Source organism: Leifsonia shinshuensis, from assembly GCF_014217625.1.
Lineage (GTDB): Bacteria > Actinomycetota > Actinomycetes > Actinomycetales > Microbacteriaceae > Leifsonia > Leifsonia shinshuensis_A.
The window spans coordinates 2,626,022-2,647,487 of the sequence record NZ_CP043641.1; the positions used below are offsets into that span (position 1 = coordinate 2,626,022).

At 62.7% G+C, this 21,466-nt stretch carries 22 protein-coding genes and 1 tRNA gene; 13 read left to right on the forward strand and 10 right to left on the reverse strand.

The annotated features are described in order from the left end of the window. Positions 1-492: 492 nt before the first annotated feature. Positions 493-1,614, forward strand: a complete 1,122-nt coding sequence (locus tag F1C12_RS12580; RefSeq protein WP_185275337.1) for a hypothetical protein — start codon at positions 493-495, stop codon at positions 1,612-1,614. A 184-nt stretch (positions 1,615-1,798) separates the two neighbouring features. Here the strand turns inward: F1C12_RS12580 and F1C12_RS12585 are convergent, their stop codons facing one another. Then, positions 1,799-2,461, reverse strand: coding sequence for a hypothetical protein (locus F1C12_RS12585; RefSeq protein WP_185275338.1), 663 nt, complete (start codon positions 2,459-2,461; stop codon positions 1,799-1,801). A 97-nt stretch (positions 2,462-2,558) separates the two neighbouring features. Then, the gene (locus F1C12_RS12590) at positions 2,559-3,923 is read right to left on the reverse strand and encodes a hypothetical protein (protein ID WP_185275339.1); all 1,365 of its coding nucleotides are present in this window, start codon (positions 3,921-3,923) and stop codon (positions 2,559-2,561) included. A gap of 589 nt (positions 3,924-4,512) precedes the next feature. Here F1C12_RS12590 and F1C12_RS12595 point away from each other — a divergent pair. Next, a complete protein-coding gene (locus tag F1C12_RS12595; protein ID WP_185275340.1) occupies positions 4,513-5,082 on the forward strand; it encodes a hypothetical protein in 570 nt (189 codons plus the stop codon). 845 nt (positions 5,083-5,927) lie between these two features. Here the strand turns inward: F1C12_RS12595 and F1C12_RS12600 are convergent. Continuing rightward, positions 5,928-6,212, reverse strand: coding sequence for a hypothetical protein (locus F1C12_RS12600; protein WP_185275341.1), 285 nt, complete (start codon positions 6,210-6,212; stop codon positions 5,928-5,930). A gap of 207 nt (positions 6,213-6,419) precedes the next feature. Between F1C12_RS12600 and F1C12_RS12605 the strand changes: the two genes are divergently transcribed. The 8 genes from F1C12_RS12605 to F1C12_RS12640 all read left to right on the forward strand — a co-directional run bounded on the left by F1C12_RS12605 (position 6,420) and on the right by F1C12_RS12640 (position 10,105). After that, complete coding sequence (locus tag F1C12_RS12605; protein ID WP_185275342.1) at positions 6,420-6,773, forward strand: hypothetical protein; 354 nt, start codon at positions 6,420-6,422, stop codon at positions 6,771-6,773. Continuing rightward, positions 6,770-7,099 carry a hypothetical protein gene (locus F1C12_RS12610; protein ID WP_185275343.1) on the forward strand — a complete coding sequence of 110 codons (330 nt, stop codon included), beginning with the start codon at positions 6,770-6,772 and terminating at the stop codon, positions 7,097-7,099. Before F1C12_RS12605 ends, F1C12_RS12610 begins: the two co-directional genes overlap by 4 nt. Beyond that, positions 7,092-7,472 carry a hypothetical protein gene (locus tag F1C12_RS12615; protein WP_185275344.1) on the forward strand — a complete coding sequence of 127 codons (381 nt, stop codon included), beginning with the start codon at positions 7,092-7,094 and terminating at the stop codon, positions 7,470-7,472. Before F1C12_RS12610 ends, F1C12_RS12615 begins: the two co-directional genes overlap by 8 nt. Before the next feature lie 33 nt (positions 7,473-7,505). Further along, complete coding sequence (locus F1C12_RS12620; protein WP_185275345.1) at positions 7,506-7,793, forward strand: hypothetical protein; 288 nt, start codon at positions 7,506-7,508, stop codon at positions 7,791-7,793. Positions 7,794-7,916: 123 nt separating this feature from the next. Then, entirely contained in the window at positions 7,917-8,660 is a 744-nt protein-coding gene (locus tag F1C12_RS12625; protein WP_185275346.1) for a hypothetical protein, read from the forward strand. Between the two features lie 77 nt (positions 8,661-8,737). Beyond that, on the forward strand, positions 8,738-8,890 hold the full coding sequence (locus F1C12_RS12630) for a hypothetical protein (RefSeq protein WP_185275347.1): 153 nt from the start codon (positions 8,738-8,740) through the stop codon (positions 8,888-8,890). A 65-nt stretch (positions 8,891-8,955) separates the two neighbouring features. Beyond that, on the forward strand, positions 8,956-9,264 hold the full coding sequence (locus F1C12_RS12635; RefSeq protein WP_185275348.1) for a hypothetical protein: 309 nt from the start codon (positions 8,956-8,958) through the stop codon (positions 9,262-9,264). After that, positions 9,251-10,105, forward strand: a complete 855-nt coding sequence (locus F1C12_RS12640) for a hypothetical protein (protein ID WP_185275349.1) — start codon at positions 9,251-9,253, stop codon at positions 10,103-10,105. Before F1C12_RS12635 ends, F1C12_RS12640 begins: the two co-directional genes overlap by 14 nt. Positions 10,106-10,833: 728 nt before the next feature. Here F1C12_RS12640 and F1C12_RS12645 read toward each other — a convergent pair. Further along, the gene (locus F1C12_RS12645) at positions 10,834-11,754 is read right to left on the reverse strand and encodes a hypothetical protein (RefSeq protein WP_185275350.1); all 921 of its coding nucleotides are present in this window, start codon (positions 11,752-11,754) and stop codon (positions 10,834-10,836) included. Next, a complete protein-coding gene (locus F1C12_RS12650; protein ID WP_185275351.1) occupies positions 11,751-12,461 on the reverse strand; it encodes a GNAT family N-acetyltransferase in 711 nt (236 codons plus the stop codon). The genes F1C12_RS12645 and F1C12_RS12650 overlap by 4 nt, the downstream gene beginning before the upstream one ends. Before the next feature lie 63 nt (positions 12,462-12,524). On the opposite strand from F1C12_RS12650, the gene F1C12_RS12655 reads away from it, so the two are divergent. Beyond that, positions 12,525-12,701, forward strand: a complete 177-nt coding sequence (locus F1C12_RS12655; RefSeq protein ID WP_185275352.1) for a hypothetical protein — start codon at positions 12,525-12,527, stop codon at positions 12,699-12,701. 208 nt (positions 12,702-12,909) lie between these two features. Here F1C12_RS12655 and F1C12_RS12660 read toward each other — a convergent pair whose 3' ends face one another. Both F1C12_RS12660 and F1C12_RS12665 read right to left on the reverse strand, forming a co-directional pair. Beyond that, positions 12,910-13,413 carry a hypothetical protein gene (locus tag F1C12_RS12660; protein ID WP_185275353.1) on the reverse strand — a complete coding sequence of 168 codons (504 nt, stop codon included), beginning with the start codon at positions 13,411-13,413 and terminating at the stop codon, positions 12,910-12,912. An 80-nt stretch (positions 13,414-13,493) separates the two neighbouring features. After that, positions 13,494-14,930, reverse strand: a complete 1,437-nt coding sequence (locus F1C12_RS12665; RefSeq protein WP_185275354.1) for a hypothetical protein — start codon at positions 14,928-14,930, stop codon at positions 13,494-13,496. A gap of 1,264 nt (positions 14,931-16,194) precedes the next feature. Here F1C12_RS12665 and F1C12_RS12670 point away from each other — a divergent pair. Next, positions 16,195-17,166, forward strand: coding sequence for a site-specific integrase (locus tag F1C12_RS12670; protein ID WP_185275355.1), 972 nt, complete (start codon positions 16,195-16,197; stop codon positions 17,164-17,166). Continuing rightward, a complete protein-coding gene (locus F1C12_RS12675) occupies positions 17,163-19,004 on the forward strand; it encodes a hypothetical protein (protein WP_185275356.1) in 1,842 nt (613 codons plus the stop codon). Before F1C12_RS12670 ends, F1C12_RS12675 begins: the two co-directional genes overlap by 4 nt. Positions 19,005-19,283: 279 nt before the next feature. Here the strand turns inward: F1C12_RS12675 and F1C12_RS12680 are convergent. The 3 genes from F1C12_RS12680 to pntB all read right to left on the reverse strand — a co-directional run bounded on the left by F1C12_RS12680 (position 19,284) and on the right by pntB (position 21,420). Then, a tRNA-Ser gene (locus tag F1C12_RS12680) sits at positions 19,284-19,372 on the reverse strand. 70 nt (positions 19,373-19,442) lie between these two features. Beyond that, the gene (locus F1C12_RS12685) at positions 19,443-20,096 is read right to left on the reverse strand and encodes a DUF2510 domain-containing protein (RefSeq protein ID WP_185275357.1); all 654 of its coding nucleotides are present in this window, start codon (positions 20,094-20,096) and stop codon (positions 19,443-19,445) included. Position 20,097: 1 nt separating this feature from the next. Next, positions 20,098-21,420, reverse strand: coding sequence for a Re/Si-specific NAD(P)(+) transhydrogenase subunit beta (gene pntB / locus F1C12_RS12690; protein WP_258046256.1), 1,323 nt, complete (start codon positions 21,418-21,420; stop codon positions 20,098-20,100). Positions 21,421-21,466 lie beyond the last annotated feature (46 nt).

Here is a 21,466-nt window from a genome sequence, read left to right on the forward strand (position 1 = left end):
GATCGTCCCGGTCCGCGTTACCTACTCTGACGTCATCGAAGTGGAAGCAGACGCTATCGCGTCAACACCTGGCGGTGCAGTGTTGGTCCGATTCAGACCCGCGGGCTCGAAGTACGACGAGTACATTTGGCTGTGGTCGAATGCGGTGCGGAGGATCGGATACCCCGTAGTCGAGTGACCTTTGCACGCCTGCGTCTACGCCAGCGCATCGTTTAGCACCTTCGCGCTACGGGGCGTCCCCGGCTCGCCTCCCCCTCGTCGTCGCTCACGCTCCGTGCCGTTAAGATGTCTGGGTGTTTTCGCGATGGGAACGCAACGCAGACGGCGTCGAGTCGATGGCGAGCCGGAGGCACCCTGGGGCGAGCCGCGTCCGTAGTGAACGTGGAACCAAGCGAAAGCTGGCTAGCGCTGGGAAATGCTCTCCGCGAGCAGTGTCCTTGGCACTGGATAATCTGCTCACTCAGAGGAATGGAAGACTGAAATGGGGGCGCGGTGAGCGAGGTGCGAGGTTTTGACGTGTGGCTGGCAGGCGGCTCGCCGCCGCGCGTGGCCGGCCGTCTAATCCTCGCTGGCGTCTACACCGCTTTCTTCACGCTCAACCTCGCTGGCCTCGGTGCATTCCTGCTGCACTTCGGCGACGGCCCGGGCCCGGTGGTAGATCGAGTTCGACTGGCGTGCGCCTCACTTGCGGATTCGGCTGCACTGGTGCTGCCACTCGCCTTAACGGTGATCCTTGCCAGCTTCGCGAGCGTGTACGCGATTGGCGTCTCCGAGCACGGTGCGACCGAACGAAGAGAACGGGATGTCGCTGTACGGTGCGGCCAGATCGTAGCGGTGCTCGCAGTCGCGTACGCAGTCGCGGTCGTTGTCGGCATCCATCATCTCAGCCACGACGTCGGCCTAGCGGGGGTCGTCGTTGTGGTCGCAGCGGGCTGTGCCATGTTGGCGGGGCTGCTCACCCGCTTCTTCGTCGGGGATCTCGACGGCCGGATCATTGAGATGGAAAGGCTGATCAAAAAGGGCCAGAACCGTTCCGGTCGTCTTGTCGGAGTCGCAACGCAGAGCCGGCGACATGGATGGCTGACTCTGCTGATCAACATCGGTGTTCCAGGTTTGGCGTGTGTTGTCGCCTGCTTTTTCGTGGCTGGATCGTGGCCAGAACGGTTGACCCTTGCTGCGGAAATGTTGGCGGTGGTCGCAGTGTCCGCTGTTGCCGCGGTCATTGCCATGTGGCCGACGGCGCACGACGGCTGGGGGCGCCACGTCGATTTGGTCCAACAAGTGGTCACAACCTGCTTCGCGTTCGTTGTGCCCGCCACGGTCGTCAGCTTGTTTGCTCCGAGGGTGGCGCCGATCCTCTTCGACAGTCACATCCCTCCATTGATGAGGGTGACGGAAACTGCCCCACTTACCGTGTCGATAGCTGCATGCGTGGCCATCTCCCTGTCCGCGGTCGTTCCGTGGCACCGAACTGTGTTTCGAATACTCACCCCTTGGACCCTGTGGGGGCTCGCGTCCGCCTTTGGCAGATGGAGTGTGACTAGATCGGTCAAAGCGCTGGAGTACGACCTGGGTGCCGCCAAACGCCTTCGCGGCGACGGCGAAGCAGCATGACAGCGCACGTTTGCGCTGTGTCTGCCGCAAGGAACTGGGCCGGGCCGAAGATACGGGCACATCAGCATCGTCGAAGGAGCGAAACCTTGATCGGTCGCCAATCCTGGAGATTGCATGGTGCTCTTAGCGCCGGCTTGACGGAACTCGCACCCGTCGCCTCTCATTAGTGCTGACCGGCCAGCGGCTATTGTTCGGTGCTTGAGAATGCGTTGGTCAGGTCGTCTGTGGCCCGCCAGGTGTCGTAAGCCCGGTCGACCAGCCGATGTTGCTCTTCGATCGCGTGCAGCAGAGGGAGGTCTTCGACTGCGTTCAGCAGGTAGTGCCAGGTCGCGGATCCGTGAAGGGCTGCCTCGTAAAGCGCCACCTCAACTGACGCATCTCGGTTGTCGAGGATCTGCATGGCTGGCAGCGGAATCGGGTGGCCGCCTGCCTCGCAGTGGTCGTGGTAGTCCGAGTTCGGGAATAGGCCTTCGGACCGCTGCCTGATCTTGCCGGGCTGCCAGCGCTCGAGCCGAGTCCGTCGGTCGGACTCGAACCAATCCCATGCGTCGTCGGGGTCGTTCGTTACCGCCCAGCTGAGGTACTCGACTTCGACAAGTTGGCGGACCAGGGCTAAGGAGCCGTAGGCCCAGCGACCGAGTGCCAGGTAGGAGATCGTGGCCGCCAGCTCTCCACCGATCGAACCGACTAGGCCCGCCGGAAGCAGTCGCCTCTTCTGCTGACCCGTGAGCTCGTCGCCCGCGGTCAGACGCTTCGCTTCGCTCCCGAACACAATGAGCGCCATACCGAGTTTCATTACCAGGTCACGCCGGGCTTCTGTGGATGACTGCAACTGAGGGTCTGACATGAGGTCAGAGTAGAGCTCAACGCGCGCACTTCACGCAGGCGAGGGTACATCGTCGAAGTTTGCCCCCTGGCCGTCGAACTCACCTGTCGAGCTCGCTCTACCGAACTCCTCGCGGCGCGAGAACCTCGGGCGGAGGGTTGTCATCCTTCTGCCATTCCAACGAAAGCGACTCGGTGTCGGTCTCCCAGCCGGACGCGCCCGCCTGCGGGAAACCGGCCGGAGCGTCCACACCGTCGTACAGCCACAGCTGGTAAATGTTGTCCGTGCGGCCACCGACACCGAAGAAGTAACCTCCTGCCGTACGCCGCCAAGCGGCCCACGTCCGCCTGTCTTTTGACGTGGACGTCTGGATCCCGGGAGCCGCCGGCAGCTTGTCCCATCCCCAGCCGCACATTAACGGCTCCATGTCAGGTCGGTAACGGTTCTTATGATCGCCGGCGTAACTCATTTGCGTGAAGCCGAGGTTTCGGAGAACCTCTTTCGTACCCTCGAACTCTCGCCTATCCAGCCAGAGCCCGTCAGCATCACGGCCGGAAACACCGGTCATCCGCTTCACCTGCTCGGCGTAGTTCTTCCGGCCACGCGCGCCCGCACGCGCCGCTTCCCGAAACTCGCTCATCACCTGCGCAGCGGAGCGGTACGTCCACGTTTCCGCTACCGTCGCGGGCCACCGATCGGTGAGCCCGTTTGCGTACCGGAGGCTGAAGCGTAGACCGACGATGACAGCCAATCGGACAAGAGCCGGCGGCTTTTCGCGGTTGTTCTGCAAGGCAATGCGGGTAAGCGCGACTTCGCATGCTCCGGCGTATGCGAGCGGGTACACGGCGGGGAGGAACATTATTGGCAGCCAAATGGACAGTAGGAAGGCGCGTCCTTCTTCGTCCCAATTTAACGTGCTGAACTCGGTGATGACGTAGGTGGTGTAGACGAACACGCCGAGAATGACCAGTCCGAGCGTGATCTGGGCGAAGCGTGCTACGCCGGAATGCGTGGCGTCAGGGCCGGCTTCGCCGAAGGTGACGAGCAGCAGCAGGACTGCGACAGCGGACTGGAAGATGAGTTCCCCCCAGAGCGGGAACGATGCCAGGTTGATGTACGCGAGCAGGAGCGCGCCGATCCCGATCACTTGCTTGATGAGGCGAACGATCAGCGACCCGCCGCTGCGATCATCAAACACACTCATAACCAAGGGGATGCCGGTGAACAGGACGATGATGATCGTGTCTTTCAACAGGTCGAACGCCCAGAGATGCCATACGTGCGCGAACCAGATGACAGTGCTGCTATAGAGGAAGAACCCGAGGAAGACCGGCCACACTTTCGGGTGGAAGAGCAACTTCATCGCGGTCGCACCGAGTTTGCCGAGCCCGGCACGATCGTTGTTGACGAGGACCGCGACTATGAGGAACACAGCAGCGAGGATGACCGTCGCCAACTCACGCGAAGTCAGTTCCATGTCCACCGTCCCGTCTCAATCTATTCTCGTCAGCTCCGCTGACAACAGGACCGATGCCATCCAGGATGTCGCGGTCATAGGCTCCGCCGGGTCGAGGTGTCCACTCCCTCCCAGACTGGCTCAACCCGACGATCGCGGTTTCGGCCGATAACAACACACACTCGGTGGTCGACGACTTCTCGAACGGGCCTGTCCAACGACTCAGCCGGTGCCCGCAGCAAGTTCGAAAGGTGTGGGGAGGGCCAGAATCCTGGATGGTTCCGCCTGTCCTGATCCTGCAGTGACTGCTCGACCCGCCGCAACTGAGCTTCAGGTAGTCGAAGGTCGTAACCGTGTCGGGATCCTTCAGGGTCGTGCGCGAGACGGCTACCCGGTTGCCACACGCCATTCCGCGTGAGTCGGTCGAGCTGCGGAATAGCCCGATTTCATGGGTCGCTTGTCGGGTGTGCCTCACAGCCGGAGGATCCGGCGACTAGGCCAGGTGAGGCAGACGCACCGGCCACTAGTCGCAGGCAACCCCAGGACCTAACAGCTGGCATCGGAGGTCGCGCATAGGAGTGATCGAAACCGTTCACTCCCACCGAAAGACCGAACAATGACCAGCATCACCTCCGAACGCGAAGCGTACGACCTCCTCCTCACCGCGCGCATCTCCAAGGAAGCCGAAACCCTCCCCCAGTACGCTGAAGACGAGCTCGTCAGCTTCATGCCCGACTGGTACGAGCCCACCACTGACGATGAGATTCAGTATGCCTACGAGTCGGACCGACCCGAGCTCAGCCAGGCTTTCGTCGACTGGTGGAACCACCAGGGGTACACACCGTTCGAAGCCGACATCTACGAGATTCTGACGCTCGTCGAGGACGGATACCTTGACGACTTCAAGTCCGACGCAGCGGACGATGCACCCTCGGCCGAGCATGGACTGTGGGAATTCATGCTTGAGAACCGCATCCTCATGCACGCCGGGGCGCTCGAGCCCTGGAAGGTCGAAAGACTCGACGCCATGAACGAAGGGGACAACGACCCGTGGTACATCGAACCGACAGATGCCGAGCTCGAGTATGCGCTCGAGTCCCCGAATGCGTCCCTCCACGAGGCGGCAGTCATCTGGTCGAACCGCTGCAGCACCGACCCGGCCGAAGTCTCCGGGATGCGTCCTTAACGACGAATCTGGCAAAACCTGCCGACATTTCCTAGCCCGCTCGGCTCACATCCAAACGTGACCGGGCGGGCTTTCGTTTTGCCGGCAAGCGATCACGTCCGCCAGTCAAAGCAGGCCGACGGATCGATGACCAGGTTCTATTCGGTTCCCAAGTTGCGATTGTGCGGTAAGTAGGCTCCTCAGCAATCTCTGGGCGGCGCTGCCCCGCGAGGTCTCTTTGCCTGTGGCGGGCGCGAGCGCCGGTGTTCCCGATGCTGTGGCGTTGCGTGTTCTCTTCGTTGCGTATTGGTGACGATGTCGCTGCCGGCCTGATTTTTTTCAGCCGAGACTCCTGCAGGGCTTCCATGCACAGGATGCGCGGTGGCGACCTTCGTCAACTTGCTACATGCGGCGGAACTTCACCGCCAACACGCTTGTGTGCGGCAAACATCCAAAAAGAGTCGGATCCGGGTTGTCAGAGGCTTCTGTCGGGCTGTCGTAGTTTGTCAGAGCACCGCTCTGACACTGCGATCCCAGTGTTTTCTAGGGGAAAGTGCCCCGTCCGGGAGTTTGTCCGATGGTTTCGGCGAAAATAGGCCCCCTATAGAGATACCGGGGTATATATATACTCCGCGAATCCGGCGGAGATACATACTCTCCTCTCTCTCCTTATGAGACCTAAAAAGAAGAGAGAGATAAGACAAAGGGGATAATGGCCCCTTTTGCCCAGTGTTTGAGCGGATCTAGTTGTCAGAGATTGTCCCAGTACACGCTCTGACACCAGGACATTTTGGGGAAGATCCCCGATTGAAATCGCGATTTGGGGAAGATCCGGGGTCGAAACCGACCCTACCGGCCCGAATACCCTAATGCCGATCGATCAGCCCAGGCCACAGCTGAGTGTGAAAGTGCCGCTCTAGCCGGGCGATCACGATCAGATCAGGCCACGTCTCGCCGAGCAGCACTCTTCGGAGAGTGTTGTGATCGAGTCCCGCTTGGTCGGCCACCGACCGAATTGACGCATCCCCAATCGCCTCCTGAACGTTCAGGGCGAACTGTCGAGCGACCTCGTTCACGAACTCGGGGCGCTCCGTCACGAGCCACTCCGCGCCGGCGCCGTCGTTCGGCTTGGGGCGGGGCGTGCGGGCCATGGCTCAAGGCTAGTGGTCGCGGCGGGAGCGTGATGGTGACGCCCCGAGGTCCGCTCATGCCGCTCGTTGTTCATCGCCCTCCCGTTCTGAACGGTCGTGTATTAGTATAACCAAAAATGGAAACGCGTGAATGAGATCGCGGAGGCTTCTGATGGATGGGTTCATCAATCTCGGGCTCAGACTGCTCTTTGCCGAAACGACCACCTGATGACTAGCCGCCTGACCCGCCACGAGCTCACCGATGATGACACCGGCGTTTGGATTGTTCACACGCGCAGCGGATCTGCGTACAGATTCGACCTTGACGCCCGAACAATTGAGCGAGTTGCCGGCGAACCGAGGCGACCTGCCGCTCCAGCGGATTCGCTGCAATCGCTGCGGGCCATCATTGAGTTGAGAGTCGGACTTCCCGGCCGTTGGTGGATGCGCAACCGTAGCGGCGGGTACGTCGATCCAGACCAAGTCTGGCAATGGTCCTCCGTTGTCGCCGCCATTGAACAGGCAACCGACGATCCACCGCAGGAATCCAAATTGAGCACCGACGGCGGATCACGACAGTGAGCGAACGCCACCCCGAGATTTCCATCTACGGCGCCTCTGGGCCCGTCGACGGCGTTCTGGTGACCCACGAAGTTGGCGAATGCCTGCTCGCGCATTGCGCAATCCATAGCCCCTCGCAGCATCCATTAGCGTCGGCGCCGCTCCGCTGGCGATCCGACCTGCTCATCCTTGAACGGGTCTGCCCCCACGGAATCGGCCACCCCGACGCGGACGGACTTGATCATGTCTTTGTCGTCGACGGGGAGATGGCCGCGGCGGTTTTGGCCGTCCACACCTGCGACGGCTGCTGCGGCTCCGCCCCTCCAGGAGGCGTCTTCGTTGACTGATGACGAGGAGATCGAGCCCGTTCCCATCTTTGCGTTAACCTTCGAGCCTTCAGCGGATCCAACGTTTCCCACGACGGGCCGCTATGAAGTCCTGACCGAGTCGGGCTCACGCTATGTCCTCGACCTCGACTTCGAGTTGCTGACCCGAATCCGCGGGACGGAGCAGCCGGATGATCCGGAGGTCGCGTTTCCGGCCCGGCTCCGCGACGAAGGGCGAACCGTGCGGCTTCTGCGGGTAGTGCGGCTGGAGGTGGGAGCGCCCGCAGTCATCGACATCGAGTCACTGGGCGGTCCGGCGGTTGCGTTCACCAGGCGGATGACGACTCAGGTGGTTTCGATTCGAGCGCTGAAGACCACCAACGGATCAACCTAGATCCCGCAGTCGCGGAAACGGGGGAGGGTAAGGATGTACTTCAGGTCACAAGCAGAGGCTTCGGCACTCGAACCGATCGCTGTGCGGTGGATCTCGGAGCTTGAGCGCCAGCTTCCCCTCGGCTATTTCGATTTCCACCTCGACACTGTCTTCGTGGGCCGCACGGTAACCGAGGAGATCGGATGCGTAGCCGTGACCGTGCCCGGCGTACGGCTTTGGGTTCTTCCGCTCGAATTCGCATTGACCGATTCGCAAACGCCGTACGTCGACGAGCTTCTCTCCTTGCGCGATCGCCTCATGGAGCAACGGGCCGAAACATGACAAGGCACCCCGCGTGGCTCTCGTGAACCGCCAGTCGAACTCTTCGATCCATTCCCTAATGGCGCTATGTTTATTATAATACCCATTAAACCCACTCGTCAACGGAAGCACCTGAGGTTCAAAATGCGCGAACTGTTCCAGTGGCCCACCCTGAAGCCACTCGAAGAGTGCATGGTCGCAGAGATGACGCTGGCGAACCTGGGGGTGCGGACGTCGTTTTGGACGGGGTGGTCGCAGATTGGCATGGCGGTGGCCGCGGTGGTCTTCGCGGCGCGCCCTGGCGCGGTGGTATCCCTGAAATCCAAGTACGGGTCGCTCAAAGTGGCCTACTCCCACGGTTCGCCCTTCCGGCCGTACTTGGCGTTCGGCGATGAGCTCCAGATCCTCGCCGACGGATTGGCGTCGGTCACCTGCGAGGTCTGCGGACGCCCGGGCGAATACCGGGGTGAATACATGGGCGTCTACTGCGAGACCGACAACCTGCTACGGACCGGTGCCGAGCCGGTGCGACCGCAGATGCCGTACCTTCTCGAGATTCAACCTGCCGCCGACGAGCTTCGCCTCCGACAACTGACAGTGCCGAAGGGCTGGTCGCAGCTCGCGTACGAGATCGTCCGGGCCCGGGAGAAGAGCAGCCTGGCGTCTGTACTGCGCTTCGTCGATGCCGGCGACCGTCTCAAGTTGACCGGCGAGCACGACGACGAGCACTGGGCCCGGCTGCAGGTAGAAGTCGAGGAGAGCTCCGCCGCGACCTGCCGACGTTGCGGACGGGAACTCGACGAAGCCACGCCTGGGCAGGGCACATGCGCAGGGTGTCGCTGGCTGGACACGCGCGGTTTTGAGATCGTGGCGGCGTTCGTGCCGTGAACTTTTCGGTGCCTCCCGACGAGATCTTTCTCGCGGTCGGAGCGGTCGCCAACCGGCTCCGTCCACTTCAACGACGGATGGAACACCGCGTCCGCGCGCACGCACCGTGGGAGCACACCTGGGTGGTCGCTTTGGAGACTTCCGGGCTGCTGATCGCGCACGATTTGCCTCGGATCAGCGTCCACGACCTGCTGCTGGACACCTGGGATAGGAACGCCGCGTGGCGATGATCTTGGATCGAAGGCTTGGGCCCCTGTTGTCAGCGCCGGAGACGGCCGCGCGATTCGGATGCTCGATGGATGCCATCGACGTGTACGCAACGACAGGGCACTTGCTTCGGATAGGTGACATGTTTCCGGAGTTCACGTTCGGTCCACCAAACGAAAACTGTCAGGCTTCGTTGATCCCAGGGTTGAGTGCGATCCTGGCCGCGCTTGCTGCCTCGTGCGACGAGCCGCAGCTGTGGGCGCTGTGGCTGTCAGGCCAGTTGCTGAAGCATGGTGGCTGGTGCGCGGTCGACGCGCTCCTGACCGGCGAGACCGTCCTCGTGCTTGAGCGCGCGCGGAACGAGGACTGGTCATGGACTGTCGATGACCTCCCCTGAGTTCCGCCCGAAGCTGCCGCCGGAAGTGTGGCAGCGGGTTCATCAGTTCGTCCTCTCGGCGGTCTTCGACGCTCGAGGCCTGAGCGGATACAGCGATCGCGAGTATCTGATCGTGGTGACGAAACTGGCAGTATGGATGACGACCCGGGCAGGTCTGCCCTTGGACCGTGAAATCGCTTTCGACCCGCACACGATCGACCGGTTCGTAATGGACGGGCTCCCCCAGTACACAAAGGCCGGCAAGGGAACGATGCGTTCGCGGTTGCGGCGCCTGTCGGAGGCACTGCTCCCCGACCTTGAAGATCCCGCCCGGGAGCGTCCGCTAGGGAAATCGCACCCGGGGTCCCCGTACACGGATGCGGAGATCACGACTTTCACGTCTTGGGCTCATGCGCTGCCCCGCAGAATTGGGTTGAACGCGACCCGGCTGCTCGCGCTCGGGTTCGGAGCTGGCCTTATCGGCACCGAGTTCGGCCACATCCAGGTTTCCGACTTGCTTGTCGAAGACGACGCGGTGACGGTGCGGGTGAGTGGGGACAGGGAACGGGAGATACCCGTGTTCCCGCAGTGGACGCGACCCCTTCGAGACTGCGCGAGAACGGATCCGCCTGACGCGTGGGTCTTCCGTGACGGGCGGGAGACCATCCACCGGAACGTCGTCACCAACTTCGTCGAGAAGCACCCGCCACAGGTGCCGTTGCAGGCTCGGCGGATGCGGGCTACCTGGATCGTCGCCCAGTTGAATGCTGGCACCCGACTGGTTCCACTTCTTCGCATGGCCGGGTTGGGGAGCGCTGAACCGCTCGACAAATACCTTCCTTTCGTCCACGAAGGTCTGTAAATATCGGAATATAGCTCCCGATAACGGAAATGAATTACACCTTTGTGTTTCAAACGCTGAATTGTCGCGACCAGCTCTCTGCGGACTAACTCCTGGTCAGAGCCCATTTAAGTGGGTCCTCGGCATTAGAAGCCGGGAATGGGGGAGTGTCAGCCTTGGCGTTAATCCGGAGCCGCATGGGACAATAGGGACGTCGGCTGATTGAACTGTGGATCAGCCGCCTGAGGCCTTAAACGAAATCAGGACCGCCTGGCAGGGCGATCCTGTTTCGTCGCAGGTTTTCAGAAGAAGAAAGACCAGCGGTATGTCAACTTCGGAAGATGACTTACTAACAGTCTACGTGATTCCCGTCGTTTCCGACATCGTTACGACTGTCCGTACGGACAACGATAACCACGTCGATACCGACATCGGTTACAAAATTCGTGCCGAAATCAGTTCGGGAACTCACGCGCGTGCCCGTCACGCTTCTTCTCCATCCGCCGCAGTGGAGAGGAGTCCGCATCATGCGGAAAACCAAAAAGGTTCTCATTCCGAGAGCAGAACACGCGTGGACAGCAGTCCGTGCGATCACCCTGATCGGCAACATCGTGCTGATCACACTCGAACGGTTACACGTTCTGTAGGCCGACGAAACGCACGGCGCCACAGGGTCGGCGTCGCGTAAGCGAGGGCGTTCCCGCCACGACAATTGGATCGTGGCGGGGACGCCCGGGCCGGCTCTGAGGTTAGCGCCGCTTCGATGAAGCCTCGATGCTCGGTGCAGGCTTCACCTCGTCCAGCAGCTCAAGTACTGGCGCTTTGATGACTCCACGGATGATCGCTTGGACAATAAAGTCGTTCGCTTCGCGTTCGCGTCGTCGCGCTGTGAGTTCGAGAACGCCAACGACGAGGATGGAGCCGAAAGCGATCAAGGTCGCCCACAGACCCAGCCCGTCAAACCCCAGACGAACGGCGACCGCGATGCCGAGCACTCCAATGGGCGCTGCGATCGCATGCCTGAAGTCCGCCTCTGAGCGGGTTCTGTCGTACTTGTCGTAGACGTCCTTGCTCGAGATCTGGAGTGACAACTCCGCGAGTCGAAGCTCGTTCAGGACGCGCCGCGAGATTGCCTCGTGACCCCTCGGGCTTCTGAGCCAATTTCGTCGACTCATGTCACGTGATGCCATCCGCTTCTCGTAGGAAGGGGGTCCCTCCATGCGGCCGAACTCGTCGCTGCCGATTCGCCTCTGACGGTCATGCTCGAACTCGATGAAGTCGTCGGCCTCTTCGGCGAGATTCGGCAGCTGACGCTCGACGTCCGCGAAGGTCAAATCGCTCGCGAAGATTCGACTGAGCTTTCGATCGATTAGATCTGCCAGTCCGACCTCGGTCGTTGGCGCAAGTTGCTGTCCGCCCCACTGCAGCAGCCGCAATGATACCCCGCTGAGTATTAACCCGATCACGTAGGCAGCGAACGTAAGGATCGTCAATGCGATCGTCGTTCCGAGCCATCCCGTGAGATCGTAGAGAGCTCGAAGTAGTCCAATCGAGTCGGCCTTCTTCGGGATGAATGGCGACACCAGGACCCACACGGCCATGAGCCAGAGATACCCGACGACCAGCGGCGTCCTGAAGTCCCGGAACCCCGGCAGCAGGCTCGCGATCACGCCTTCGCTCTCATCAGTTTGAGCGCGGCTTCCAGCTGTTCGGCTTCGGCCCATTCTGGCGTTCGCCGCCGGACGATTTTTTCGAACAGTTCGATGTCGGTGGCTTTGGCATCGAGCGGGATCGCTACGCCCTGCATTGGGTCGCCGACAGCGCGGGCGACCGCGCGTTTGCCTCGGATGATGTCCGGCCCGACTCGTAACAGGCGGACTTTTGGCACCCCTGGGGCGGTTCTCGCGATGTTGGGTTTCGGTTCGAGCCATGCCCATCCGGTGGCGCTAACGTCCCAGCCAGACTCCTCGAACAGCCCGTTCATCCCTTGTGGGACTTGGGAGATGACATGAGGAAACCGTCGACGCTTGGGGAACTCAGCCATCTCTCTGAGCAGCTTTCGGCCTTCGCCGGCGCCGCGGTACTTGGTGACAACGACGAGCGACTGCAACTCGATGGTGGAGTCGGATTCGTACAGGTCGCCGTTGTATTTCTGCTTCTGGCGCACCGCATACGCGTGCCCGATGATGCCGGCCTTCTTGTCGCGTATGACGAAGATGGGGTTGTTCTTCCAGAGTTCACGACGCGGGGTCGTGATGATGGCCCGCAATTCCTCCTCGACTAGCGATTGCCCTGCGTGGTCGAGGGCGTTGTCGTGGATTTCTTCCGCATCTTCATAGATGAGGTCCTCGTAGCCGAGAACACGCCTTGAGCTCATCTGTTACCTCTACCTCTTTCATGCCGCGCATAGACGGCTTACGTCACCGAAAGGACTACCCCTATGGAGTTTCAACTGATCGCGATCGACCTGGCCGGCAGCCAGATCACCGAGGTCCGCGTGACTGAACCCGGATCGACGCGGGTCGCGAACCCGAACGAGTACCCGGATCTGTTGATCCCGGCGTCGGGCGGACACAGTCGTCGACTGTCACTGTCGGCCGATACGGCGGGGTCGTAAGCGTGGAAGGCCCTCGTTACAGTCCCGCCGCTCGGCTGCAACAGCTCATGATCCAGTCGTTGGCGGGGTTCACACTTGAGCAGATGCTTGAAGCAGGTCCGCCAGGTAAGTACCCGGCCGATACGGACTCCGATGATGGCTAGTCACAATCGCAGGCGGAAACCCCGCTGGAATCAACTCCAGCGGGGCTTCCGCCTGAGCGGCGCAGCTAGTTCGCTCGCTTTCCGAAGCGCCCGGCCCTGAGGAAGTCACGGACAGCCTTCTGGTAAGCGACCGCATCTGGATCGAGCGCCCCCAGGTTGATCACCGATCGTGCGATTACAACGTCCCGGTCTTCGGTGATCGCCGGCGCCTGCCACGCGTCCTTCATGGCGCTCCCGGCCAACTCCCGAGTTCGATCGATCAGGTGCCGATAGGCGCTGCCCACCGTGTCCGACTCGGCAGCGGTTGCAGCTAGGTGGTAGCTGATCCGTTCCTGCGTTCCACGGATGAGCTCGGAGATTCGGATGCGTTCGTCCGCTGGGTGATCGGCGTTCCGCCGGCGGATCACGTACGGGTATTCCCGATAGGCGGCGTAGGCGGCGAACGCCTCCGCGAACAGGGCGCGCAGCCGCTCCCTCGTCTCCTCCCGCGTCTTCCGAATGGCGAAATAGTAGTTGCCGCCAAAGCTGATGATGGCGGCGATGACGGCGCCGCTCAGCAGCGCCGTCACGATAACCGACCACGGGTCTGCCGGCGCTGGAGCAGCGGCGTCGACCGTGGGCGCTGCGACCGTGAGAGTCGAGAGGAGCATCACTGGTGTGCGAGCTCCTCTCCGGCCCATGATCCGGTCACCCGGAACCACTCCTCGCGCAGAAGGTGAGCGGCGATGTGGGCGAGCAACGCTTCCGCACCGTCCGACAGCACCCACCGTCGTTCGGCGGGGTCCTGCGGGAACCACATGCAGAGGCTTCCGTCGTCGAACCGATGCGGCGAGTCGGTCGGACCGTCGACGAACACCCTTGGCGCCTCCGCGTTGCCGCGCGGGAAGATGACCTCGACGGTTCGTGCCGGTGTTCCGGTGGGGGTGATCTGAGTGCGCAGGGCGTATGCCCCCTTGTACTCCTTCGGCGGGTGGAATGCGGTGGTGAATGGGTCATTGCGCTTGAACGCGTGGAGGAAGCCGATCCGGGCCGCCGGACGGTCGAAGTGGTACTTCAGCGAGCTCACCCGTGCGACCGATCCTGCGTACGAGCGACCGGGGTTGATCGTCGCTCCCAGGCCGACGACACCGACAGATGCTGCGGCGACCGTTGGCGCACGGTCGATGAGTGCCGCCGCTGCCGCGAGTTCACGGCCGGGAGTCTCCAGGTAGGTCCAGAACATTCCAGCGAGCGCCGCCCGAACTGCCTGCTCGTCATTGCCGGCATCGAACGCGTCCTGGAGCGAGTCGGCTGCGGTACGCATCATGCTGGCGACGCGGCTGTCGGAGAGGTTGTACTTCAGCGGCGCCGAAACGCCAGCGGGATCTTGGGTCGGTTCGCCGTTCTCCACCTTCGTGGCGGCACCGTCGAAGAGCGCGAACAGGCCGCCGGCAACTCCCATGCCCTCCTTGACGAACTCGAGCGCCCACACGCTGAGCGTGAAGGAGCTGATCGCCGGCTTAGGGAACTGGTTGTTCCAGGCTTTCGCGAGCCGGATCACCTTCCGACGGATCGACAGATGCGACGTGTACGCGGTGTTTAGCAGCCGGGCATGGCATTCCGGGTCGCTGGGCTCCCAGGCGTTGGTGTTGAGGTTCGGGATCCACAGACCGTCACCTTCACGGCGGGTGAGTGCGATGACCAGATCGACGGTGGGATCCTGCCCATTGGCGAGGGGCGCGTGGAACTCGACGAGCGGACCGCGCTTCGACATTCGGATCCGGGCTTGGGGATAGGTCTCGCGGACGACCGGTCCGATCAGCGCCTGCAGTTCGGCCGCGACGTCCTTTGGCGGCTCGCCTTGACCATCGGGTCCCAGCTTCGGGAAGCTGCGCCGATCGAGGACGATGCCTCCGTCCCCGTCGTTGACGGGGTCGAGCATCGTGTGTGCGGCAAGCGAACCGCTGCGGTAACTCCGGAGCGATCCCGGGAGCGCTTCTGCCGCCTTGCGCACGAGCTTGAGGCGTTCACGCGCCTCGGCGAGGGCTTCGGGATTTGCGTCGATCTGTGCCCGGACTTCGTCCAGAACATCACTGGTGATACTCAAGGGCTCTCCCCTCTCGAGGAACGTCGGCCATCTTGCATCGCGCGAAGCGACGCCGTAAGGTCGAGCGTGTTCCCCTGAGAAGGACACGCGACGTTCCGAACGGTTCAACAAGCGGATGCTTGCCGTTCCGACTACGCATACTCGAAGACCCCAGTTCGTTGGAGCGAACTGGGGTCTTTCTTCGTATTCGCTGCCGGACATGGACCACTATATAGCCGGGTGCCGACATTTCCATGCCCCCATATCTAGTGGGCGAGTCATCCACAGGTGTGGGAAAGTTATGCACATTTCCACACCCCTTCGAACGGGTTTCGTACACATCATTCCGTTGGCAGCATGGACCCCGCATCTGAGCACTGCTACAACAGCGGCAACTACATCCCCGGGACAGACCCCGGACAGCGGGAGGACCCGCACAGGCGAAGTGTCCTTGCACGGTGGTTGCCTGGAGCCATACATTCCCCCAGCTTGCGGCCCACGAGTTGAGGCCAGGTCCCCGACGACAGCCACCGTGTCCCGCGGCCCCTGTAACCGAGCCCTCGCATAACGAGCGGAGACCCCACCCGCTTGAGACCCCTAGACGGCGGAGCAACGTGAGCGAGCGGGACATCCCTGTCCCGGCCGTTCTGACCGACACGACTAGGCGTCGAAGTCAATAACGGTGGTGGCACGCTCTACTGCTCGAAAGGTCTCAGCGACCTACCGGAACTCGATCGCTTCACCGACCGCGACCCGTTGCTCTCCGCTCCCGGCGATGAGGCTTGGCCCGGAGTCGCCTGCAGTAACGGGGCGAGGGACACAAGGGGCGAACGAGTCGCCGCAGCTCCGGAACGCGCGACGCCAGCCAACGGGTCCCGGCGGGTCGAGTGGGAGGCTCGCCTCCGGGACAGTGCGTGGGACTGTCCCGGGGACAGTCCCTGAAGAGCCCCACCAGACAGATCGTCTCGGCGTCGCACCCGACACCACGGATCGAGGGTGGCGATCTCGCCGAGTGCTCGGCTGTTCCGGAAGTTCCCCAATTGACTTCTGGATTCGCCAACCGGTCCGGAGCAAGACCGCAGCGCGTCGAGTCGAGCGCGCAGCCAGCCGGTCAGAGGGCGGCATCTACCGCCGAAGCCAGGATGCCAGCCAGTCGGGGCGCGCCGTTCGCTCTAACTCGCTGGGAGGCATCTTTTGGGCGTTGCCGGCACGTCGGCAGCCGACCTCGGCCACTACGCATAGGTGAGGGCGAGCCACCAATCGCCGACCTCAGGAGCCAACGCACGTGTCCACCAAACCCACTATTGCCCGCCGGCAAGACCGCGGTTATTCTAATGCCCACCCGGAAGACAATCACCGTGTTATCGAGTCGTACTATCCGCGCACGGACAGGGAATCCTGGGACGCCGTGAAGGATTTCGTTCGGGCGGCCGTGACCCCGTTCGCCGACGAATCGAAGCCCGTGGTCCAGAACTACATGACCACGGTCAAGAAGTTTGCCGTTTGGGCGCACAAGCGCGGCCTCCCGATGGACGCCCTCGACGAGGTCCTGAGCACACCATTTCTGGTGCGTTACACGGCCGACGTGCTCGACAAGGGGAAGACGTCAACGCGGCACACCCAGCTTGCCCTGCTTCGCCTGGTGGTGGAGCGGTCCGGTCAGGTAGATGAGAACTACTCTCGTAAGCCGAGGGTCATGGACTATCTCGAAGGTCGGGAAATCTACTCTGAAGCAGAGAAGACGCGCTTCTACAGTTCGTGCAATTCTCGTTCGACCGAGAAGCAGCGAAACAACATGCGGGTCTATGTCGCGCTCGGGTTCGGCGCTGGTCTCACGTCCAAGGAAATGAACATTCTTCGCGTCGAGCACATCGTGCAGGAAGCGAGCCATGTCGCGGTCCACGTCCCCGGAAAAAACGCTCGAGTCGTTCCGGTTCGAGCTGAATGGGCGACGCTGCTGCTACGCGGGCTCGAAACTCGGTTTGAGGGCGACTACGCGTTGTCCGGGTATCGAGACCCGCAGTTCTCCAAGACGCTCGCCACCGGCATTGCTGCGGCAACCCCAAGTGAGCCGCACCCCAATCCGACTCGTATGCGGGCAACCTGGATAGTTGACCTTCTCGTCTCGGGGCTTCGCCAAGATGTCGTCTGCGAGGTGGCAGGAATTGGCACCGACGCACTACGGACATACCTGCAGCGCATGCCTCCGTACGACTTCGGAGACTATGTCGAGCTGATTGTCGGGGCGACGCGATGAACGACCTCGTCGAAGGTTTCGGCATCGACACCGACCTGCTCCTGAACGAAGTCGAACTCCGTACATTCAGCGGCAGCCGCTCGGTCTTCCCCCACAGCGAGGTACTCACGACGAACAAATGCATCGAGATGACGGGCGTTCTATGCAAGCTCGAGGAGTGGCGACTGGAGGACCGCGGAGGGAAGCAGGCAAGCGGTCCGGCGCCGTACGTGACAGACCGGGCCATCCTCGTCATCATGCTGATGCTCGCGCGCGAACACAAGCCGTTGAACGAGACCGCGATTGCCGAGGTCATGCACCGCAGGCTCACGGACGAGTCACGCGAGTTCCTCGACCTCCCCCACGCACTACCGTCGAGCCCCCTCAAACCGAAAGGCAGTGAAGAGAAGAACTGGCAGAATCACGCCTACAACGGTTTCCATCGCATCCTCAATCCGATGGACCCGCACCCCGACACGAAAGGAAGCCGGCGACGGCTCCTGAACAACGCCGAACGAGACGCAATCCGCACCGCCCGCGACCTGAATACGATGCGGCGCCGCAAAGAACGGCTGGACTGGTTCTCCCAGCAGTTCGTCCAGATGACGTTCACCATGCAACCGCGACGGCTCCGCCGCCTCCAAACGAAGGCGAACATCTCCATCGACCAGACACCCGTGGCGGTCTACACGAAGCGCGGGCACAAGGACGAGTTCGACCCGAACGAACGTGCTGAGCGACTAGTGAAAGAGATGGACGCAGCCTGGTACGTGAAGCCGGGGAAGAAGTACGTGTGGGGCTATGCGGCGAACTTTGCGGTCAGCACCTCAAATATCCCAGGACAGAACGCAGGTTTCCCCATCACCATCCGAGCGTTCACTCTAAGCGTGCCGAACGTCGAAATCACCGGCGAGGCGGTCCGGCTCGGCAAGCAACTCGTCGACGCTGGGCACGAGCCAGGTCGTATGACGATCGACCGTGGGTACCCAGGTGGCTCCGACTCCGACTCCAACTACACCGACGACAACGACGCCTTTCACAAGCGCGTCCGCGAACTCGGCTTCAGCCGGGTCTTCGACTATAAAAGGACCGAACTCGGCAAGAAGCCCGGAGGCCAGAATGGCTCCATCTACGTTGAGGGCGAGCACCTGTGTCCCGCGACACCCGACGACCTCGTGAACGCTTCGATTCGCGCCCAGAATCTCGAAATCGGCGAGGCCGAGTACCGCTTCCTCATCGAGGAACGCTCCAGTTACTCGCTGCGAAATAAGGAGACCCCTGACGCGGATGGCAAGGTCAAGAAGATGTGCCCAGCACTCGGACCGCAGGCAAAAATCGAGTGCCCACTGCGTGCAATTCACCCGAAGTCCTCCCAGAAGGCGAAACCACGCGTCCTCAAAAGGAACCTTCCCGAACGTCTCGACAACATTTGCTGCAACACCTCGGCCACCTTCGTCGAAACAGACGAGACACTGAAGTTCAAGCAAGACCTGCGATACGGCAGCCCGGAGTGGCAGACCACCTACACTGCCGACCGGAACATGGTTGAAGGCGTTAACGGCTACATCAAGGATGAGGGGAAGGAGAACCTCGGCTCAGCTGCTCGTCGCTCGGCCGCGGGCATCGCCGCCCAGCAGGTTCTTGTCACGATGCTCGTCGTCTCCGCAAACATGCGGAAGCTGCAGTCCTTTCTGAAGGAAGAATCGAAGACGGCCCTTCAGGCAATCGCGAAGGTCGGCCGCCGAATCCGCAGGCGGGACCAGTACGGCACGTACAAGCGCAAGTGGGGACCGGACCGTGACTTCATTGAGCTTGAGGGCCGCGACGACCCTATCGACATCAGGCCACTTCGAACGTAGGCCGACCCCTCAATTCTTCTGGCGCACGCCCTTCTGGGCGGGCCGCTATTTGGGGCACCCTCGCATTGGGGAAGTTCGCCCGCAAAGCACACGGTCGGCTCGAGCCTGCCCAAAATCGACCGATCCGACGATTTGATCGCGTTCCACAGTGTTCTCAGAGCCAACGAGAGCGCGATTCCCACCCAGCGAATGACGAAACGGCTCCGCAAACGCGGAGCCGTTCTTATTTCCCGGGGAACCTTAGATCGTGAAAACGAGAACCTTAGATAGCCCCGTCGGCGGAGACGGAGGGATTTGAACCCTCGGTCCCCTTACGGGGACTCCACCTTAGCAGGGTGGTGCACTAGGCCTGACTATGCGACGTCTCCTGAGCGTCCGCGGGCGGACGCACGACAGCCATCATAACGGACGTTCCGGGCGCGGCCGGACACCCCGCTCTCAGGCGCCCGCGGGCGGGAGCTGGTGGATGGTCTGGAGGATCGCCGAGCTCAGGATGAGTGCCGCGGCGATACCGGCGGCCACCGAGATGGCCAGTACAGCGATCGACGCCCACAGCACGCCGGAACCCCGGCCACCGGCGACGCGGCGCACGATCACTGCGCGGCCGATCGTGTAGACCGGCCACGCGAGGAACGACCAGGCCCAGTGGAACGGGCGGTCGACTCCACGGTTCTCCAGCGCCCGGTAATCGAGCCAGCTGAAGACCACCGACAGGCCGAAGACCAGCCAGCTCAGGAGGCCGTTGACGATGTACGCGGGCGACGACAGCAGCGCGAGGTTGGCGGCACCGGGATGCGCGAGCGCGGTGAACGAGCGGCTGACGGTGCCGATCGTGGCCAGGGACGCGACCACTCCGACCAGCGGCAGCAGCAGCACCAGCCAGATCCAGGTGGTGTACACCGGCGCCTCGGGCGCGAGTGGGCGGCGCCCGAAGGACGAGTACGCGGGCGGCGCTGGCCGCATGCCAGGCGCCGCGCTCACCGGGGCCTCCCACTTCGTCCCGTCCCACCAGCGCAGCGCCGCCTCGCCGAACGGGTCCGGGTACCAGCCGGGGCCGAGCTGCCGGCTCGCCTCGCCACTCTCGCCATCCACCTCAGAAGTACCCCACGATCTCGTCCACGGCTGTGCGCGCGTCCCCGAAGAGCATCCTCGCGTTGTCGCGGTAGAACAAGGGGTTCGGCACGCCAGCGTAGCCCGCGGCCATCGAGCGCTTGAACACGACGACCTGGCGTGCCTCCCACACCCGCAACACAGGCATCCCGGCGATAGGGCTGCCGGGGTCCTCCGCGGCGGCCGGGTTGACCGTGTCGTTCGCGCCGATCACGAGGACCACGTCCGTGTCGGACAGCTCGTCGTTGATCTCGTCCATCTCGAGCACGATGTCGTACGGGACTCGCGCCTCCGCCAGCAGCACGTTCATGTGGCCGGGGAGGCGGCCGGCGACCGGGTGGATGCCGAACCGCACCTCCACGCCGCGGTCGCGGAGCTTCTGGACGAGCTCGGCGACGGGGTACTGCGCCTGGGCGACGGCCATCCCGTACCCCGGCGTGATGACGACGGAGGTCGCGTTCTGCAGCAGCTCCGCGGTCTGCTCGGCGGTGACCTCCTGGTACTCGCCCTGCTCCTCGACGGCCGCGGACGGCGCCTCGATGCCGAAGCCGCCGGCGATCACCGACAAGAACGAGCGGTTCATCGCCTTGCACATGATGTAGGACAGGTAGGCGCCGGAGGAGCCGACGAGGGCGCCGGTCACGATCAGCAGGTCGTTGTCGAGCAGGAACCCCGAGGCGGCGGCCGCCCAGCCGGAGTAGCTGTTCAGCATCGAGACCACGACGGGCATGTCGCCGCCGCCGATCGACGCGACGAGGTGGATGCCGAGGGCGAGGGCGATCAGCGTCACGACGACGAGCAGCCACAGCTCGGGGGTGATGACGTACCAGACCGTCAGCGCCACGAACACGGCGAGCGCGCCGATGTTGAGCGCGTTCTTGCCTGGCAGCACGAGCGGGCGGGACGAGATCCGCGCGGACAGCTTGAGGTAGGCGACGATCGAGCCGGTGAAGGTGACGGCGCCGATGAAGATGCCGATCACGACCTCCGCGTTGTGCACGCCGCCGAGTGCGCCGGGCTCCTCGGGGTGCGAGAGGTGGCCGGTCCAGCCGACGAGCACGGCGGCGAGGCCCACGAAGCTGTGCAGGAGGGCGATGAGCTGCGGCATCCCGGTCATCTGCACGACCCGCGCGCGCCACAGCCCGATGGCGGCGCCGATGGCCATCGCGGCGATCAGCAGGACGATGGAGGAGGCGGGCAGCACCAGGAAGCCGATGGTCGCGACGAGCGCGATCCCCATCCCGACCATTCCGTAGACGACGCCGCTGCGGGCGGTCTCGTGCCGCGACAGCCCGGCAAGGCTCATGATGAAGAGGACGGCCGCGACGAGGTACGCGGCGTCCGCGATGCTC

Excerpts from the sequence above, each read along its gene's own strand:
- F1C12_RS12600 (WP_185275341.1), bottom strand. The coding sequence starts at position 6,212 with ATGGCCCGCACGCCCCGCCCCAAGCCGAACGACGGCGCCGGCGCGGAG.
- F1C12_RS12640 (WP_185275349.1), top strand. The coding sequence starts at position 9,251 with ATGACCTCCCCTGAGTTCCGCCCGAAGCTGCCGCCGGAAGTGTGGCAG.
- F1C12_RS12585 (WP_185275338.1), bottom strand. The coding sequence starts at position 2,461 with ATGTCAGACCCTCAGTTGCAGTCATCCACAGAAGCCCGGCGTGACCTG.
- pntB (WP_258046256.1), bottom strand. The coding sequence starts at position 21,420 with ATGAGCCTTGCCGGGCTGTCGCGGCACGAGACCGCCCGCAGCGGCGTC.
- F1C12_RS12630 (WP_185275347.1), top strand. The coding sequence starts at position 8,738 with ATGGAACACCGCGTCCGCGCGCACGCACCGTGGGAGCACACCTGGGTG.
- F1C12_RS12655 (WP_185275352.1), top strand. The coding sequence starts at position 12,525 with ATGGAGTTTCAACTGATCGCGATCGACCTGGCCGGCAGCCAGATCACC.
- F1C12_RS12625 (WP_185275346.1), top strand. The coding sequence starts at position 7,917 with ATGCGCGAACTGTTCCAGTGGCCCACCCTGAAGCCACTCGAAGAGTGC.
- F1C12_RS12595 (WP_185275340.1), top strand. The coding sequence starts at position 4,513 with ATGACCAGCATCACCTCCGAACGCGAAGCGTACGACCTCCTCCTCACC.
- F1C12_RS12620 (WP_185275345.1), top strand. The coding sequence starts at position 7,506 with ATGTACTTCAGGTCACAAGCAGAGGCTTCGGCACTCGAACCGATCGCT.
- F1C12_RS12635 (WP_185275348.1), top strand. The coding sequence starts at position 8,956 with ATGGATGCCATCGACGTGTACGCAACGACAGGGCACTTGCTTCGGATA.
- F1C12_RS12650 (WP_185275351.1), bottom strand. The coding sequence starts at position 12,461 with ATGAGCTCAAGGCGTGTTCTCGGCTACGAGGACCTCATCTATGAAGAT.
- F1C12_RS12605 (WP_185275342.1), top strand. The coding sequence starts at position 6,420 with ATGACTAGCCGCCTGACCCGCCACGAGCTCACCGATGATGACACCGGC.
- F1C12_RS12675 (WP_185275356.1), top strand. The coding sequence starts at position 17,163 with ATGAACGACCTCGTCGAAGGTTTCGGCATCGACACCGACCTGCTCCTG.